Raw genomic sequence first — 14,445 nt, forward strand, 5'->3', positions numbered from 1 at the left:
GCCCCGGCTACTTCATCGGCCAGATCGGTTCGGCCACGGCCGCCTGTGCCGGCGAGATGGTGACGAACTTGCCGCCGACATATTGCAGAAGAACCGGATCGGCGTCGTTGTTCTGGCCCATCTCGTCGAACTTGACGCGCTTCCAGGGCATGATGGTCTGCTCGCCCGGCATGTCGGTCGCGGCCAGGGCATCGCGGATCTTCTCGCCGTCGGTGGACTTGGCACGATTGATGGCGTCCGCCATCACGATCAGCGCCATGAATTCGCGCGAGGTGTTGTCGTTGAGGTCCTTGCCGGACTTCTCCTTGAACATCGCGTTGATCTTGCCGACCATCGGCCGCTTGGCGGCGAGGTCGAGCGAGAAGCTGCCGCGCGTTATCACGCCTTCGACCTTGTCGCTCACGGCATCATAAAGCGCCTTCTCCGAGAAGCCGGCCGCCTGCGCCACGATCGCGTTCGGCTTGTAGCCGAGATCGGCCATGGTCTTGATCAGGAGGATGCCATCGGTCGTGTAGCTCGAGGGCATCAGCACGTCGGCATTGGCGCTCTTGAGCTGCTGCACCTCGGCCGACAGCGACGGCGAGTTAGCGCGGTACTTGATGTCGGCGGCGATCTTGTAGCCGCGCTCGGCCGCGAGCTTGAGCTGCGCGTTGGCGGAATCGGTGCCGAAGATCGTGTCCTCGTGAAACAGCGCCAGAGAATCGATCTTGGTGCCCTTCTTCTTCATCACATCGAGGAAGTCGAACATCGCGGCCGAGAACATCTCGTCATGCGGCGAGGGACGGAAGTAGTATTTGAGACCACGGCGATGCAGGCTGGGCGAGGAATTGTCCGCCGACATGAACGGAATCTGGTAGCGCTCGCAGATCTGGCTGACGGTTACTGCAACGGCGCTTTGATAGGTGCCGAGCACGGCGCAGACCTTTTCCTGCGTGATCAGGCGTTCGGCCTCGGCGCGACCCTTCTGCGGATCGCCCTGATGGTCGGCGAAGACCAGGCGAATCTTGGCGCCGCCGAGGCCCGGCAGTCCTTCGCCCTTGGCGAGCGGCAGGTCGAAATCGAAGTCCTTGTTGATGATGTCGACCGCCGTCTCGAATGCGCGCTGCGCATCGACGCCGATCTGGGCATTGGCGCCCGACATGGGGTAGGTCAACCCGATCACCACTTCCGAAGTCTGCGCGCGAGCTGAGAGCGGCATGAGTGCAGCAGTTGCGCTAGCAGTGGCTCCGAGCAGAACGTCGCGGCGCGTGATCGTCATTGGCAGATTCCCCTGTTCCTAATTTGCGGCTATCGATGGAGCGATTGATGTGTGCGGTAAAGCCTGAAGAAGCAGCATATGCTGCCCGCTAAATCACGGCCATGTTCTTGTTCTTCAGGTCCGTGACCAGCATCAGCCCCGGCGAATGCGTGATCGCGAACGGCAGCCTGGCGGCGTTGATGACCGACTGCGGCGTGACGCCGCAGGCCCAGAACACCGGGATCTCTTCATCGGCGACCGGCACGGGATCGCCGTAGTCAGGCTTGGCAATGTCCTTGATGCCGATCAGGTGCGGATGGCCGAGATGCACGGGCGCGCCGTGCACGGCGGGATAGCGCGAGGTGATCTGCACCGCGCGGATCGCATCCGCCGGCTTGAACGGACGCATCGACACAACCATGGGACCGGCGAACGGACCTGACACACCGCACGCGATGTTGGTGCAGTACATCGGTACGCGCACATTGTGCTCGATGTGGCGGATCGGCATGCCTTCGTCGAGCAGCGCCTCTTCGAACGAGAACGAGCAGCCGAGCACGAAGGTCACGAGATCGTCGCGCCAGTGCTTCGTGATGTCGGTCGGCTCCTCGATGACCTCGCCGTCACGCCACACGCGATAGCGCGGCACGTCGCTGCGGATGTCGAGATCGGCGCCCAGCGCCGGAATGAACGGGCTGCCGACGTCGGACATGCCGATGATCGGGCACGGCTTCGGATTGAGCTGACAGAAGCGGTGAAAGGCGCTGGCGTATTTCTCGGGCAGGATCGCAAGATTGCCCTGAACGAAGCCGGGGGCGACGCCGGCGGTCGAGCCGACCTCTCCGCCGCGGTAGGCGAGCCGAGCCTGGCGGCTCGGAAGGGTGTCGGTTGTTTCAGTTTGCTGCACTGCCACCAAAACAGTCATTTGATTGACCTGCCTATAATCTCGACAAGGACAGCCAACACCAGCCGTGCTATAAAGTCTAATCTTCCTTTCTAATATGGATCGATAAATTCTGTTTATCGGTTGGAAAACTCCTTCCAATGCTGGACTTCAGGTCGATCGAAACGTTCCTCTGGGTCGTGAAGCTCGGCAGCTTCCGGGGAGCTGCGGCGCGGCTCAATACCACCCAGCCGGCGATCTCCCAGCGCATTGCCCAGCTCGAGCGCGAGATGGGCGTAAAGCTCCTCAACCGCGATCATCGCGTCGCCTCGCCGACGCCGAGCGGCCGGCAGATGATGGTCTATGCGGAGAAGCTGATCGGCCTGCGCGCGGCGATGATGGCAGAGATCGGCAACGCGTCCGCGATGCGCGGCGTGATGCGGCTGGGCGTCGCCGAGACCATCGTGCACACCTGGCTGCCGCGGCTCGTCAAGAGCGTCAACGAGATCTATCCGAACCTGTCGCTGGAGATCGAGGTCGACATCACGCCGAACCTCACAGCGCGCCTCTTGGCGCAGGAGATCGAGCTTGCCTTCGTGGTCGGCCCGCTGTCGGCTGCCGGCGTGCACAATCGCGTGCTCTCCGACTATCCGATCGGCTTTCTCGCAAGCCCATCGCTCGGGCTCGGCCATGGTCCCGTCACCCGGCAGGATCTCGCGCGCTTTCCGATCATCACCTTCCCGCGGAAGACCAGACCCTACGAGGCCGTGCGCGAGGTCTTCGACCGGCCTGAACTCCCGCCGATCCGCCTGCATGCCTCCGCCTCGCTCGCAACCGTCATCCACATGGCGGTCGAGGGGCTCGGCATCGCGGTGATCCCCTCCGCGATCGTCGAGAACGAACTCGCCGACGGGCGATTGCAATTGCTCGATACCGACCTCAACATCACGCCACTGACCTTCACGGCAAGCTGGCTCGCCTCGCCCGACGTCATCGCCGTCGAGCGCGTTGCCGATCTCGCGCGGCAGATCGCGCGACAGAGTCTTGCGGTTGACGCGGAGGTGGCGGCGCGTCATTGAAATCGGGTTGTGACAATTTCACTGTTACTCCGGGGCTCGCGAAGCGAGAGCCGGAATCTCGAGATTCCGGGCTCGCCCTTCGGCCGCCGCGGAATGACAGCCAAGATGGACTGACCGCATGAGCCGAGCCGCCACCAATCTGCAAATCGATTCCGCCCGCCTCTGGGGCTCGATCCACGAGACCGCGCAATTCGGCGCGACGCAGAAGGGCGGCGTGCGGCGGCTGACGCTGAGCGCCGAGGACAAGCAGGTGCGCGACTGGTTCCGCAAGGCGTGCGAGGACGCAGGGCTCGACGTGCACGTCGACGCGCTCGGCTCGATGTTCGGCTTAAGGAAGGGCCGCGACATGTCGAAGCCGCCCGTCGGCATCGGCTCGCATCTCGATACGCAGCCGACCGGCGGCAAGTATGACGGCATTTTGGGAACGCTCGGCGCGCTCGAAGTGATCCGCACGCTGAACGACGCCGGCATCGAGACCGAGGCACCGATCTGCGTCGTCAACTGGACCAACGAGGAAGGCTCACGCTTTGCGCCGGCCATGATGGCCTCTGCCGCCTATGTCGGCGACTTCACCACCGACGATATCCTGTCGCGCAAGGACGCCGAGAGCGTCACGGTCGGCCAGGCGCTCGACACGATCGGCTATCGCGGCGACAAGCCTGTCGGCTTTCAGAAGCTCGGCTGCTTCGTCGAGTTGCACATCGAGCAGGGCCCGATCTTGGAGGCCGAGGGCAAGACCATCGGCGTGGTCGATTCCGGTCAGGGCGTGTTGTGGTACGACGGCCATATCACCGGTTTCGAAAGCCATGCCGGCTCAACGCCGATGCCGTTGCGCCGCGATGCGCTCGCAACCTTGTCGGAAATCGTGCTGGCGATGGAAGCGATCGCCAGGAAGCACGGACCGAATGCGGTCGGCACCATCGGCGAAGCCGTGATCGGAAGCCCGTCACGCAACGTCATTCCCGGCGAGATCGCCTTTACGGTTGATTGCCGCAGCGCGGATGCCGCGATCATGGACGCACTCGATCGCGACCTGCGCGCCGCGATTGCCGATATCGCCGCACGCCGCAAGGTCGAGGTGAAGCTTGATCTGGTCTGGCGCAAGGCGCCGACGCATTTTGATCCCAAGCTCATTGCCGCCGTCGAGAAGGCCGCCAATACGCTCGGCTATTCCAGCCGCCGCATCACCTCCGGCGCCGGTCACGACGCCTGCAACCTCAACACCGTGATGCCTGCGGCGATGGTGTTCGTGCCTTGCAAGGACGGCATCAGCCACAACGAGCTGGAAGACGCGACGCAAAGCGACTGCACCGCCGGCGCCAACGTGCTGATGCATACCATACTGGCGATCGCCGGCGTTGCGTCTTGAGGGACGAGCGCGCTAACTCAGAAATCGTAGGGTGGGTTAGCGACTTGTCCGCCGAAGCTCGAAGAGCGAAGGCGGAAGCGTAACCCACCGCTTCTGTGCCGCACAATGGTGGGGTGCGCCTTCAGTCAACCCACCCGACGCATCGAGGCCTAATCCACCATCTCAGCGACCGCCTTGCCGCAGGCGGTCGTGTCGGCATTGCCGCCGAGGTCTTTCGTACGCGGCGTGCGTTCGGCGAGCGTGCGTTCGATGGCGTCGACGATCGACTTGCCGGCTTCCTTCTCGCCGAGATGCTCGAACATCATCGCGCCCGACCAGATCATGCCGATCGGGTTGGCGATGCCCTGCCCCGCGATATCGGGCGCCGAGCCGTGCACGGGCTCGAACACCGACGGGAAATTGCGCTCGGGGTTGATGTTACCCGACGGCGCGATGCCGATGGTACCGGTGCACGCGGGCCCGAGATCGGAGAGGATATCGCCGAACAGGTTGGAGCCGACCACGACGTCGAACCAGTCCGGATGCAGCACGAAGTTCGCCGTCAGGATGTCGATGTGGTACTTGTCCCACTTCACGCCCGGAAACTTCCTGGCCATCGCCTCCACGCGCTCGTCCCAATAGGGCATGGTGATCGAGATGCCGTTCGATTTCGTCGCCGAGGTCAGGTGCTTCTTCGGCCGCGACTGTGCGAGCTCGAATGCGAATTTCAGGATGCGGTCGACCCCGACACGAGTCATCACGGTCTGTTGCGTCACGAATTCGCGGTCGGTGTCCGGGAACATGCGGCCGCCGACCGATGAATATTCGCCTTCGGTGTTCTCGCGCACCACCCAGAAATCGATATCGCCGGGCTTGCGGCCCGCAAGCGGCGACGGTACGCCGGGCATCAGGCGCACGGGTCGCAGGTTCACGTACTGGTCGAACTCGCGGCGGAACTTGATCAGCGAACCCCACAGCGAGACGTGATCCGGAATTTTTGCCGGCCAGCCGACCGCGCCGAAGTAGATCGCGTCATGCTTGCCGATCTTCTCCTTCCAGTCGTCAGGCATCATCTGACCGTGCTTCTCGTAATAGTCGTAGGACGAGAAGTCGAAATGATCGAACTGCACGGAGACGCCGTGCTTCTTCGCGGCCGCCTCCAGCACGCGCAGCCCCTCCGGCATCACTTCCTTGCCGATGCCGTCGCCGGGGATCACTGCAATCCGGTATTGCTTCTTGCTCATCGAAATTGTCCTGGAAGTTTCCCTGGAAATTGTCCTGACTTGATCTGACCGGGCCGACCATGAGCCCTGGTTGATGGCCCTGCAATGGACCAAACGCACCAACAGTGCAACGCTGCACTGCAATGTTGACCGTGGCGCGGACGGCCGCCTGCTGATTTCATCCTGTTCCCCGACGTCAGCGAGAATCCCCATGGACCTGCATCTGCGTGGCAAGCGCGTCCTGATCACCGGCGCGTCCAAAGGCATCGGCGCGGCCGCCGCCGAGGCCTTCGCCGAGGAAGGCTGCCACCTCCTGCTCGCCGCCCGCAACGGCGACCAGCTCAAGACGCTGGCTGACCGTTTGCGCGCGGCGCACCAGATCGACGCGGCGACGAGCGTGGTCGACTTGCGCAAAGCTGAAGACGTCGCGCGGCTCGCCAAGGAAGCCGCCGAGATCGATATCCTCGTCAACAATGCCGGCGATATTCCCGGCGGCTCCATCGACAAGATCGACGAAGCCACCTGGCGTCACGCCTGGGAATTGAAAGTGTTCGGCTACATCAACCTCACGCGCATGGTCTATGCGCAGATGAAGGCGCGCGGTGGCGGCGTGATCGTCAACGACATTGGAGCAGCCGGCGAGAAGTTCGACGCCAACTACATCTGCGGCAGCGCCGGCAATGCAGCGCTGATGGCCTTCACCCGCGCGCTCGGCGGCAAGAGCCTCGCCGACAACATCCGCGTGGTCGGCATCAATCCCGGCCCGGTAGGCACCGACCGCCACGTCACGCTGCTCAAGACCCGTGCAAAGCACCAGTTTGGCGACGAGACCCGCTACAAGGAATTCCAGAAGAGCCTGCCGCTCGGCCGGCCTGCGCATGCGCGCGAGATCGGCGACCTGATGGCGTTTCTGGCCTCGGAGCGCTCCGGCTATACGTCGGGGGTCATCCACACCGTGGATGGCGGGATCAGCGCGGGTTGGGGTTAGTTGACGTCGCTGGACGCCCCAGACACCGTCATTGCGAGCGAAGCGAAGCAATCCAGAAACGTCTCCGCGGCGACACCGCACCTTGTCCGGGACACAAAGCCGGAAGATCACCGCGTACTCATTGCCTCCAGGCTTCGGCTATAGCGCGACATCGCGAAGCAGAAGGCGAAATAGATCGCCGCGATGAAGATGTAGACTTCGACCGAGAACTGCTGCCAGGCGGGATCGATGATCGCGGTCTTCGCTGTCGTCAGCAGGTCGAAGATCCCGATGATCAGGACCAGGCTGGTGTCCTTGAAGAAGGCGATGAAGGTGTTGACCAGCGGCGGGATGACGTGGCGGATGGCCTGCGGCAGGATGATCAGCCGCTGCTTGCGCCAATAGGACAGTCCCAGCGCATCGGCCGCCTCGTATTGCCCGCGCGGCACGGCCTGGAGACCGCCGCGGACGACTTCGGCAAGATAGGCGCCGGCGAACAGGATGATCGCGATCTGCGCGCGGAGCAGCTTGTCGATGTTGAAACCGCCCGGCATGAACAGCGGAAACATGACGCTTGCCATGAACAACAGGCTCACCAGCGGGACGCCGCGGATCAGTTCGACATAGAGCACGCAGAGCGAGCGGATCGCCGGCAGCTTTGAGCGCCGGCCGAGCGCCACCAGGATGCCGAGGGGGAAGCCGAAGGCCAAACCGAACGTCGCCAGGATCAGTGTCACCGGCAATCCGCCCCAGCGGTCCTGCGAGACGAAGGACAGCCCGAGTACACCGCCCCACATCAGCACGCTGATCACGGCCAGAACGGCGATCCAGACATAGACGAGCTCGCGCCGCCACCACGCGCGGCGGGTCGAGACGTAGAACAGCGCGATGAAGAGCAGGACCGCGAGCGCGGGCCTCCACTGCTCGTCGAATGGATAGGTGCCGAACAGGATGAAGCGGTACTTTTCGGGGATCACGGCCCAGCAGGCGCCCACCCCACGCGCCGCGCGGCAGGCGCTGGAGTCATTCGCAGGCGTCAGCCAGACCGCGTTGGCAATGCCCCATTGCACGAAGCTGATCACGCCCTTGGCAAGCACCGCAAAGAGCACCAGCGTGATGATCCCATTCGGGATCGATGAGAACAGGTTGGCGCGCACCCAGCGCAGCACGCGATTGCCGGACTGCGGGCGGCGCATGGCGCGCGGCGTGTCGGTGATCGCGGTCATTGTCAGCGCTCCACCAGCGCGATGCGCGCATTGTACCAGTTCATGAAGAAGCTGATCGACAGGCTGATGGTCAGGAACACCGCCATGATCAGCGCGATCGCCTCGATCGCCTGCCCGGTCTGGTTCAGCGTGGTGTTGGCGATCGAAACCACGTCCTGGTAGCCGATCGCAACCGCAAGCGAGGAATTCTTGGTGAGGTTGAGATACTGGCTCGTCATCGGCGGCACGATGACACGCAGTGCCTGCGGCAAAATGATCTGCCGCAGCATGAAGCTGCGGCGCAGGCCGAGCGCGTTGGCGGCGTCCCACTGTCCCCGCGGCACCGATTGTATGCCGCTGCGCACGATCTCGGCGATGAAAGCCGAAGTGTAGGTGACGAGCGCGATCAGCAGCGCAAAATACTCAGGCGCCAGTGTCAAGCCGCCGACGAAGTTGAAGCCACGCAGCTCGGGCCAGGCAATGCTCCAGCGCACGCCGAGTTGCCACGACACCAGCGCCGGCAGCACGACGATGAGGCCGAGCGCAAAAGGCCAGGCCGGTCGCGGCTTGCCGTCGCGCATCTGCTGCGCGATCAGGGTTCGCCGTATGAGGTAGAACACGCCTGCGCCGATCGCCACCGTGCCGAGCACCCAAAGCTGCCCCTCGCCGATCGGGATCGACGGCAGGATCAGTCCGCGATTGGACAGGAAGATGCCCTCGATCGGCCGCCATGCGGCACGCGCGGCCGGCAGCGCCTGCATCAGCACATACCAGAACAGGAGCTGCAGCAGCAGTGGGATGTCGCGCAACACCTCGACATAGACGGCAGCAAGGCGCGACAGCAGCCAGTTGGCCGACAGCCGCGAGATGCCGATCAGCGTTCCCAGCAGGGTCGCGAGCACGATGCCGATGACGGCGACGCGCAAGGTGTTGGCGACACCGACGACGAACGCCCAGAAATAAGTGTCCTTCGGGCTATAGGCGAGCAGGCTATCGGCGATCGGCATACCGGCCTCACGGCCGAGGAACGCAAAACCGGTCGAGATGCGGCGCGCCGAGAGATTCTGAACGGTGTTGGACCAGAGGAAGACGATGATGGCGAGGGCAACGCCGACGACGAGGACCTGCCACAGCAGCCCCTTGAGCTGCGGGCCTCCCAGCGCGAGCGAGAATGTCCGGCGCGGCGGCGGTCTGGGGCTATCGGTCGTCACAGCACGAAATCCTCAAAACGCTTTGAAAGCAGCGATTTCCGGCCATGCGCTTCGTCAGCGCGCATCAACTGTTGCACCAAACGGTCATCTATGCAACAAATGTTTCATGGCCGAGCCCGCGAAATCCTCGCCGTTGAGCGAACTCTGCAGCGCATTGCCATCGCTCCCGATGCGACTGCAGGAGGTCGGGCGTTTTGTCGTGGCCAATGACTACGACGCCACTACCCGTTCGATGCGCGATCTCGCGGCCGAGGCCGGCGCCGACCCTGCCGCGTTCACGCGGCTCGCCAAGGCGATCGGCTATTCCGGCTGGGACGCGTTGCGCGCGGAGCTGACCGAGGCGCGACGGCCGTCGCAGACCTCACCCTTCTCCGGTCGCGCCAAAGGGCGCCGTCACGGTCCGAACTCCGACGTTGCGCTGATCACCAACAAGCTCGACGCGGAAGCTGCGGGCCTGCCGAGGATCTCGGCCTCCTCCGTGGCCGATGCCGCAAAGGCATTGCACGGCGCAAAGCGCATCTGGATTGCCGGCTTCCGAAGCTGCCGCAGTGTCGCGGAGCTCCTGAACTATGAACTGCGGCTGTTCCGTGCGGGCGACGTGCAGATCGTCGGTGGTTCCGGCCCTGACGATCTCGACCTCGGCGCCTTCCGTGCCGGCGACGCGGTCGTGGTGATCGGCTTCACGCCCTACACGGGCGCAAGCGTCCGGGTGGCACAAGCCGCCCATCGCGCCGGCGCGACGCTGATTTCGATCGCGGACAGCGTTGCCGCACCGATGGCCGAAGGCGCGAACTACGTGCTGCTGTTTGAAGCTGCGTCCTCGCCCGGGTTCTTCCCGAGCCTCACCGGCGCGATCGCGATCGCGCAGTCGCTCGCTGCGGTGACGTTCTCGCTCGGCGGCGCGGCTGCAAAGAAGCGTCTTCAGGACACCGAGGCGCGATTGACCGCGACCTCCATCTACGTCTCAGAGAAAGGTTGACCCATGGGCACCCGCACGAGCCGCGTACTGCACCGTTCCTTGCGCGAGACGCCGCCGAAGGCGATCGGCGGCGAAGGCGTTTACCTCTTCGCCGAAGATGGTCGGCGCGTGCTCGACGCATCCGGCGGGGCGGCCGTCTCCTGCCTCGGCCATCAGCATCCGCGCGTGATCGCGGCGCTGGCGAAGCAGGCCTCGACGCTGGCCTATGCGCACACCGCGTTCTTCTCCTCCGAGGCGGCGGAGCGGCTGGCCGAAACGCTGGTCGGCCATGAGCCCGGCGGTCTCGCCTACGCCTATTTCGTCAGCGGCGGATCGGAAGCGATCGAAGCGAGCATCAAGCTCGCGCGGCAATATTTCATTGAGCGCGGCGAGCCGCAGCGGCGGCACTTCATCGCCCGGCGCCAGAACTATCATGGCAACACGCTCGGCGCGCTCGCCGCCGGTGGCAATGCCTGGCGCCGCGAGCCCTACGCGCCGCTGCTGTCCAGCGCTTTCAGCCACGTGACACCGGCCTTTGCCTATCACGAGAAGCGCGACAACGAGTCCGATGCGGCGTTCGTGGCGCGGCTGGCCGCCGAGCTCGAAGCCGAGTTCCAGCGGCTCGGTCCCGACACCATCGCAGCCTTCCTTGCGGAGCCGGTCGTGGGCGCCACTGCCGGTGCCGTCACTGCGCCCGACGGCTACTTCAAGGCCGTGCGCGAGATCTGCGACCGTCATGGCGCGCTGCTCATCCTCGACGAGGTCATGTGCGGCATGGGCCGCACCGGCACGATGCACGCCTGGCAGCAGGAAGGCATCGCACCCGACATCCAGGCAATCGCCAAGGGTCTTGGCGGCGGCTACCAGCCGATCGGCGCGATGCTTGCAAGCGGCAAGATCATCGATGTCATCCGCGCCGGAAGCGGCGCGTTCCAGCACGGCCACACTTATCTGGCCCATCCCCTCGCCTGCGCGGCAGCACTCGCCGTGCAGGAGGTGATCCGCGAAGATGCCCTCCTCGATCGCATCAAGGAGCGCGGGCGTCAGCTTGAGCAACGATTGACCGAGCGCTTCGGCAATCATCGCCATGTCGGCGATATCAGGGGCCGCGGCCTGTTCTGGGCGATCGAGCTCGTTGCCGATCGCGCGACACGCACCTCGTTCGATCCGGCGCTCAAGCTGCACCAGAAGATCAAGGCGGCCGCCTTCGCCGAGGGGCTCGGCTGCTATCCCGGCGGCGGCACCGTCGATGGCGTCCGCGGCGACCACGTGTTGCTGGCGCCGCCCTATATCGCCTCGGCGGACGAGATCGACCTGATCGTCGACAAGCTCGGCACGGCCGTCGACAACGTGTTGCGTAGTGTCAATCACTGAGGGGAGAGTAGCATGATGAGGAACGTGATTATCGCGGCAGGCTTGCTTGCGGCTTCGAGCAGCATGGCGTCAGCCGCAACGCTCGACACCGTGAAAAGCCGCGGCACGCTGGTGTGCGGCGTCAGCGCCGGCTTTGCCGGATTCTCCGCGCCGGACTCGCAAGGCAACTACAAGGGCCTCGACGTCGACTATTGCCGCGCCCTCGCAGCCGGCGTGCTGGGTGATCCCAACAAGGTGCGCTATGTCGCGCTGACCGCGCAGAATCGCTTCACCGCGCTGCAATCGGGCGAGATCGACGTGCTTTACCGCAACTCGACGCAGACCTATCTGCGCGGCACGACGCTGGGCCTGCGGCAGGGACCGATCAACTTCTACGACGGCCAGGGCTTTGTCGTGAAGAAGGATCTCGGCGTGAAGGAACTCAAGGACCTGAAGGGCGCCACCGTCTGCGTCGCTCAGGGCACCACGCATGAGGTGACGCTGGGTGACTACGGCCGTGCCAACGGCATCGACTGGAAGCCGCTGGTGTTCGACCGCGTCGACACCATGTACCAGACCTTCTTCGGCGGGCGCTGCGATGCCATGACCCAGGACGCTTCGGCACTCGCCGGCGCAGTGACCACGGCCGCACCGAATCCGGCCGACTACGTCGTGCTGCCGCAGACCATCAGCAAGGAACCGCTCGGGCCCTTCACCCGCAATGGCGACGAAGTCTGGAGCGACATCATCACCTGGCTGCATTACGGGCTGATCGAGGCGGAAGAGCTCGGCGTGACGCAGGCCAATGTCGAGGAGATGGCGAAGTCGCAGACACCAGCGGTGCAGCGACTGCTAGGTGCCTCCGGCGATCTCGGCTCCCGGCTCGGGCTCGATAACAAGTGGCTGGTCACGGCGATCAAGGCGACCGGCAATTATGGCGAGATCTATGAGCGCAACGTCGGCAAAGGCAGCCCGCTGAAGCTCGAGCGCGGCCTCAACGGCCTCTGGGACAAAGGCGGCTTGATGTACGCCATTCCGTTCAAGTGAAGTTTCGAAGCGCAGCGAAATCCGGGACCAGTTTCACCCGGTCGTGCACTTTCCCCGGATTGCGCTGCGCTCCATCCGGGCTACGGGAAATCCATTCCTGCGGACAGAGCCTCTCACCCAGCCCTCTCCTTGTAAGAACGGGGAGAGGATTGAGAAGGAGCGACAAACTTCATGCGCATCACCCTGATCCACGCGCTCAAGCATTCCATCGCCCCGATCGAGTCGGCGTTTGCGCATCTTTGGCCGGAAGCGCGGCTGATGAACCTGCTCGACGACAGCCTCTCGGCGGATCTGGCGCGCGACGGCGCGCTCACCGACGCCATGACCGACCGCTTCCTTGCGCTCGGGAATTATGCGGTTGCGACCGGGGCAGATGCGATCCTGTTCACCTGCTCGGCCTTCGGACCCTGCATCGAGGCGGTTGCGCGCGCGCATGCGGCGATGCCCGTCCTGAAACCGAATGAAGCGATGATCGAGCAGGCGGTGACGATGGGCCGGCGCATCGGCCTGCTCTCGACCTTCCCGCCGACGCTGCAATCGATGCCGCCGGAGTTTCCGGCCTCGGTCGAGATCGTGCCGAAGCTCGCCGATGGCGCGCTCGCTGCGCTCGACCGCGGCGACCGCGCCACGCACGATCGCCTGATTGCGGAAGCCTCAAGAGACCTGCGCGGCTGCGACGTGATTGCGCTTGCGCAATTCAGTATCGCAGCTACCGCGCCCCTGGTCACTGATGCCACCGGCAAGCCGGTGGTGACGACGCCTGACAGCGCCGTGCTTAAACTGATGAAACTGTTGTCGGTGACGCGCTAAAGCATGATCCGGAAAAGTGTGAAGCGGTTTTCCGGAAAGATCATGCGCAAACAACAACCTAAAGCGCGATGACGATTCATCCTGATCTCATCGCGCTTTAATCGGTCTTGCCGCTGCGGCGCGCTCCCTTGATCGCAACCTCCAGCGCAAGCTTGGTCTCGGCCACAAAGTCCTCGACCAGTTCCTCAAGCGTGGTGTGCGCCGACCGGCCGGTGAGCATGCCCTGCTCGGCCAACATCACCACGCCGTGCAGCGCGGCCCAGATCTTGAGGGCGTGCCTCTCGCGCAAATAGCCGACGGCCGGGGCCTCCAGCGCCTCGATCACGAGCGCGAAGGTCTCGTTCGTCGCCGCGTGCAGCTCGCTCCCCACGTCCGCGCAGGAGACCGTGCGCGAGGCGAACATCAGCCGGTAGATGCCAATGCGGCGCAGGCCGAAATCCAATGTGGCCTGGGCGAGCCGCGAAAGCTTCGACTGTTTCGATGGCCTTGCCATGGCTTCACGCAGCACAGCGGTGAACTGCCGGAAGGCTTCAGCCGTCACCGCGGCGAGCAGCGCCTCACGATCGGCGAAATGACGATATGGCGCAGGCTGGGAGACGCCGAGTTCCTTCGCCAGCGCCTTGATGCTGATCGCCTCCGCCCCGCCCTGCTCCGCCTCACGCAAGGCGGCCTTGATCAGGGCGTCGCGAAGATCACCATGGTGATAGGCATTTTGCGGCTTGCGGGCGAGTTGTGTCGGCATGTTGAGCGGAAACCTATAAGTTTGCGCTTGACAGGGAAAGCCCGTCCGCAATGTAATATACTATAACTTGTTTCGCGGACATCGCTGCGAAGAAGAATCAATGAGGAACGCGCCCGGCCCCCTTGAGGGGCGGCCCGCATGCGCACGACCGAGGGAGCTTAAATGGCAGAACGACTGAGGGTTCAGGTCGATCCCGACAAGTGCCAGGGCCATGCCCGCTGCAAGGCGCTGGCACCCGAACTGTTCGAGCTCGACGAATACGGCAATGCGCATGCGGTCGGCGACGGCACGGTGCCAGCCGGCCTGGAAGACAAGGCCTGGCTTGCCAAATCCAACTGTCCGGAAATCGCGATCGAAGTGACTGAGGAATAGCGCGCCGCGC

General features: G+C 64.1%; 14 protein-coding genes. 8 read left to right on the plus strand and 6 right to left on the minus strand.

Features of this window, described 5'->3' with window-relative positions; all coding sequences use genetic code 11:
• Nucleotides 1–7 precede the first annotated feature (7 nt).
• Together SO140_RS03960 and SO140_RS03965 are read right to left on the minus strand one after the other, a co-directional pair.
• Nucleotides 8–1,258 carry an ABC transporter substrate-binding protein gene (locus SO140_RS03960; RefSeq protein WP_449383967.1) on the minus strand — a complete coding sequence of 417 codons (1,251 nt, stop codon included), beginning with the start codon at nt 1,256–1,258 and terminating at the stop codon, nt 8–10.
• 88 nt (nt 1,259–1,346) lie between these two features.
• Nucleotides 1,347–2,162 carry a putative hydro-lyase gene (locus SO140_RS03965; RefSeq protein ID WP_449383966.1) on the minus strand — a complete coding sequence of 272 codons (816 nt, stop codon included), beginning with the start codon at nt 2,160–2,162 and terminating at the stop codon, nt 1,347–1,349.
• 119 nt (nt 2,163–2,281) lie between these two features.
• Here SO140_RS03965 and SO140_RS03970 point away from each other — a divergent pair, with 119 nt between their 5' ends.
• Complete coding sequence (locus SO140_RS03970; RefSeq protein ID WP_449383965.1) at nt 2,282–3,199, plus strand: LysR family transcriptional regulator; 918 nt, start codon at nt 2,282–2,284, stop codon at nt 3,197–3,199.
• Between the two features lie 118 nt (nt 3,200–3,317).
• The gene (locus SO140_RS03975) at nt 3,318–4,568 is read left to right on the plus strand and encodes a Zn-dependent hydrolase (protein ID WP_449383964.1); all 1,251 of its coding nucleotides are present in this window, start codon (nt 3,318–3,320) and stop codon (nt 4,566–4,568) included.
• 149 nt (nt 4,569–4,717) lie between these two features.
• On the opposite strand, the gene SO140_RS03980 is transcribed toward SO140_RS03975, so the two are convergent.
• Nucleotides 4,718–5,791: a tartrate dehydrogenase gene (locus SO140_RS03980; protein ID WP_449383963.1), complete on the minus strand. Its 1,074-nt coding sequence runs from the start codon at nt 5,789–5,791 to the stop codon at nt 4,718–4,720.
• A 190-nt stretch (nt 5,792–5,981) separates the two neighbouring features.
• Between SO140_RS03980 and SO140_RS03985 the strand changes: the two genes are divergently transcribed.
• The gene (locus SO140_RS03985) at nt 5,982–6,758 is read left to right on the plus strand and encodes an SDR family oxidoreductase (RefSeq protein WP_449383962.1); all 777 of its coding nucleotides are present in this window, start codon (nt 5,982–5,984) and stop codon (nt 6,756–6,758) included.
• Between the two features lie 107 nt (nt 6,759–6,865).
• Here SO140_RS03985 and SO140_RS03990 read toward each other — a convergent pair whose 3' ends face one another.
• Together SO140_RS03990 and SO140_RS03995 are read right to left on the minus strand one after the other, a co-directional pair.
• Nucleotides 6,866–7,963, minus strand: coding sequence for an amino acid ABC transporter permease (locus SO140_RS03990; protein WP_474798114.1), 1,098 nt, complete (start codon nt 7,961–7,963; stop codon nt 6,866–6,868).
• A 2-nt stretch (nt 7,964–7,965) separates the two neighbouring features.
• Nucleotides 7,966–9,153, minus strand: a complete 1,188-nt coding sequence (locus SO140_RS03995) for an amino acid ABC transporter permease (RefSeq protein WP_449383244.1) — start codon at nt 9,151–9,153, stop codon at nt 7,966–7,968.
• A gap of 106 nt (nt 9,154–9,259) precedes the next feature.
• On the opposite strand from SO140_RS03995, the gene SO140_RS04000 reads away from it, so the two are divergent.
• The 4 genes from SO140_RS04000 to SO140_RS04015 all read left to right on the plus strand — a co-directional run bounded on the left by SO140_RS04000 (nt 9,260) and on the right by SO140_RS04015 (nt 13,321).
• Nucleotides 9,260–10,132: a MurR/RpiR family transcriptional regulator gene (locus SO140_RS04000; RefSeq protein ID WP_449383245.1), complete on the plus strand. Its 873-nt coding sequence runs from the start codon at nt 9,260–9,262 to the stop codon at nt 10,130–10,132.
• Between the two features lie 3 nt (nt 10,133–10,135).
• A complete protein-coding gene (locus SO140_RS04005; protein WP_449383246.1) occupies nt 10,136–11,485 on the plus strand; it encodes an aspartate aminotransferase family protein in 1,350 nt (449 codons plus the stop codon).
• Nucleotides 11,486–11,497: 12 nt separating this feature from the next.
• On the plus strand, nt 11,498–12,511 hold the full coding sequence (locus SO140_RS04010) for an amino acid ABC transporter substrate-binding protein (RefSeq protein ID WP_449383247.1): 1,014 nt from the start codon (nt 11,498–11,500) through the stop codon (nt 12,509–12,511).
• A gap of 171 nt (nt 12,512–12,682) precedes the next feature.
• Complete coding sequence (locus SO140_RS04015) at nt 12,683–13,321, plus strand: aspartate/glutamate racemase family protein (protein ID WP_449383248.1); 639 nt, start codon at nt 12,683–12,685, stop codon at nt 13,319–13,321.
• 97 nt (nt 13,322–13,418) lie between these two features.
• Here the strand turns inward: SO140_RS04015 and SO140_RS04020 are convergent, their stop codons facing one another.
• Nucleotides 13,419–14,063, minus strand: coding sequence for a TetR/AcrR family transcriptional regulator (locus SO140_RS04020; RefSeq protein WP_449383249.1), 645 nt, complete (start codon nt 14,061–14,063; stop codon nt 13,419–13,421).
• Between the two features lie 162 nt (nt 14,064–14,225).
• On the opposite strand from SO140_RS04020, the gene SO140_RS04025 reads away from it, so the two are divergent.
• Nucleotides 14,226–14,435, plus strand: a complete 210-nt coding sequence (locus SO140_RS04025) for a ferredoxin (RefSeq protein ID WP_449383250.1) — start codon at nt 14,226–14,228, stop codon at nt 14,433–14,435.
• The last annotated feature ends 10 nt before the right edge of the window (nt 14,436–14,445 follow it).

The sequence above is a fragment of the Bradyrhizobium sp. UFLA05-108 genome, from assembly GCF_059803455.1.

What these genes read in the sequence shown, in the direction of transcription:
- SO140_RS03960 (WP_449383967.1), bottom strand. Translation starts at nt 1,258, where the DNA reads ATGACGATCACGCGCCGCGACGTTCTGCTCGGAGCCACTGCTAGCGCA.
- SO140_RS03965 (WP_449383966.1), bottom strand. Translation starts at nt 2,162, where the DNA reads ATGACTGTTTTGGTGGCAGTGCAGCAAACTGAAACAACCGACACCCTT.
- SO140_RS03970 (WP_449383965.1), top strand. Translation starts at nt 2,282, where the DNA reads ATGCTGGACTTCAGGTCGATCGAAACGTTCCTCTGGGTCGTGAAGCTC.
- SO140_RS03975 (WP_449383964.1), top strand. Translation starts at nt 3,318, where the DNA reads ATGAGCCGAGCCGCCACCAATCTGCAAATCGATTCCGCCCGCCTCTGG.
- SO140_RS03980 (WP_449383963.1), bottom strand. Translation starts at nt 5,791, where the DNA reads ATGAGCAAGAAGCAATACCGGATTGCAGTGATCCCCGGCGACGGCATC.
- SO140_RS03985 (WP_449383962.1), top strand. Translation starts at nt 5,982, where the DNA reads ATGGACCTGCATCTGCGTGGCAAGCGCGTCCTGATCACCGGCGCGTCC.
- SO140_RS03990 (WP_474798114.1), bottom strand. Translation starts at nt 7,963, where the DNA reads ATGACCGCGATCACCGACACGCCGCGCGCCATGCGCCGCCCGCAGTCC.
- SO140_RS04000 (WP_449383245.1), top strand. Translation starts at nt 9,260, where the DNA reads ATGGCCGAGCCCGCGAAATCCTCGCCGTTGAGCGAACTCTGCAGCGCA.
- SO140_RS04005 (WP_449383246.1), top strand. Translation starts at nt 10,136, where the DNA reads ATGGGCACCCGCACGAGCCGCGTACTGCACCGTTCCTTGCGCGAGACG.
- SO140_RS04010 (WP_449383247.1), top strand. Translation starts at nt 11,498, where the DNA reads ATGATGAGGAACGTGATTATCGCGGCAGGCTTGCTTGCGGCTTCGAGC.
- SO140_RS04015 (WP_449383248.1), top strand. Translation starts at nt 12,683, where the DNA reads ATGCGCATCACCCTGATCCACGCGCTCAAGCATTCCATCGCCCCGATC.
- SO140_RS04020 (WP_449383249.1), bottom strand. Translation starts at nt 14,063, where the DNA reads ATGCCGACACAACTCGCCCGCAAGCCGCAAAATGCCTATCACCATGGT.
- SO140_RS04025 (WP_449383250.1), top strand. Translation starts at nt 14,226, where the DNA reads ATGGCAGAACGACTGAGGGTTCAGGTCGATCCCGACAAGTGCCAGGGC.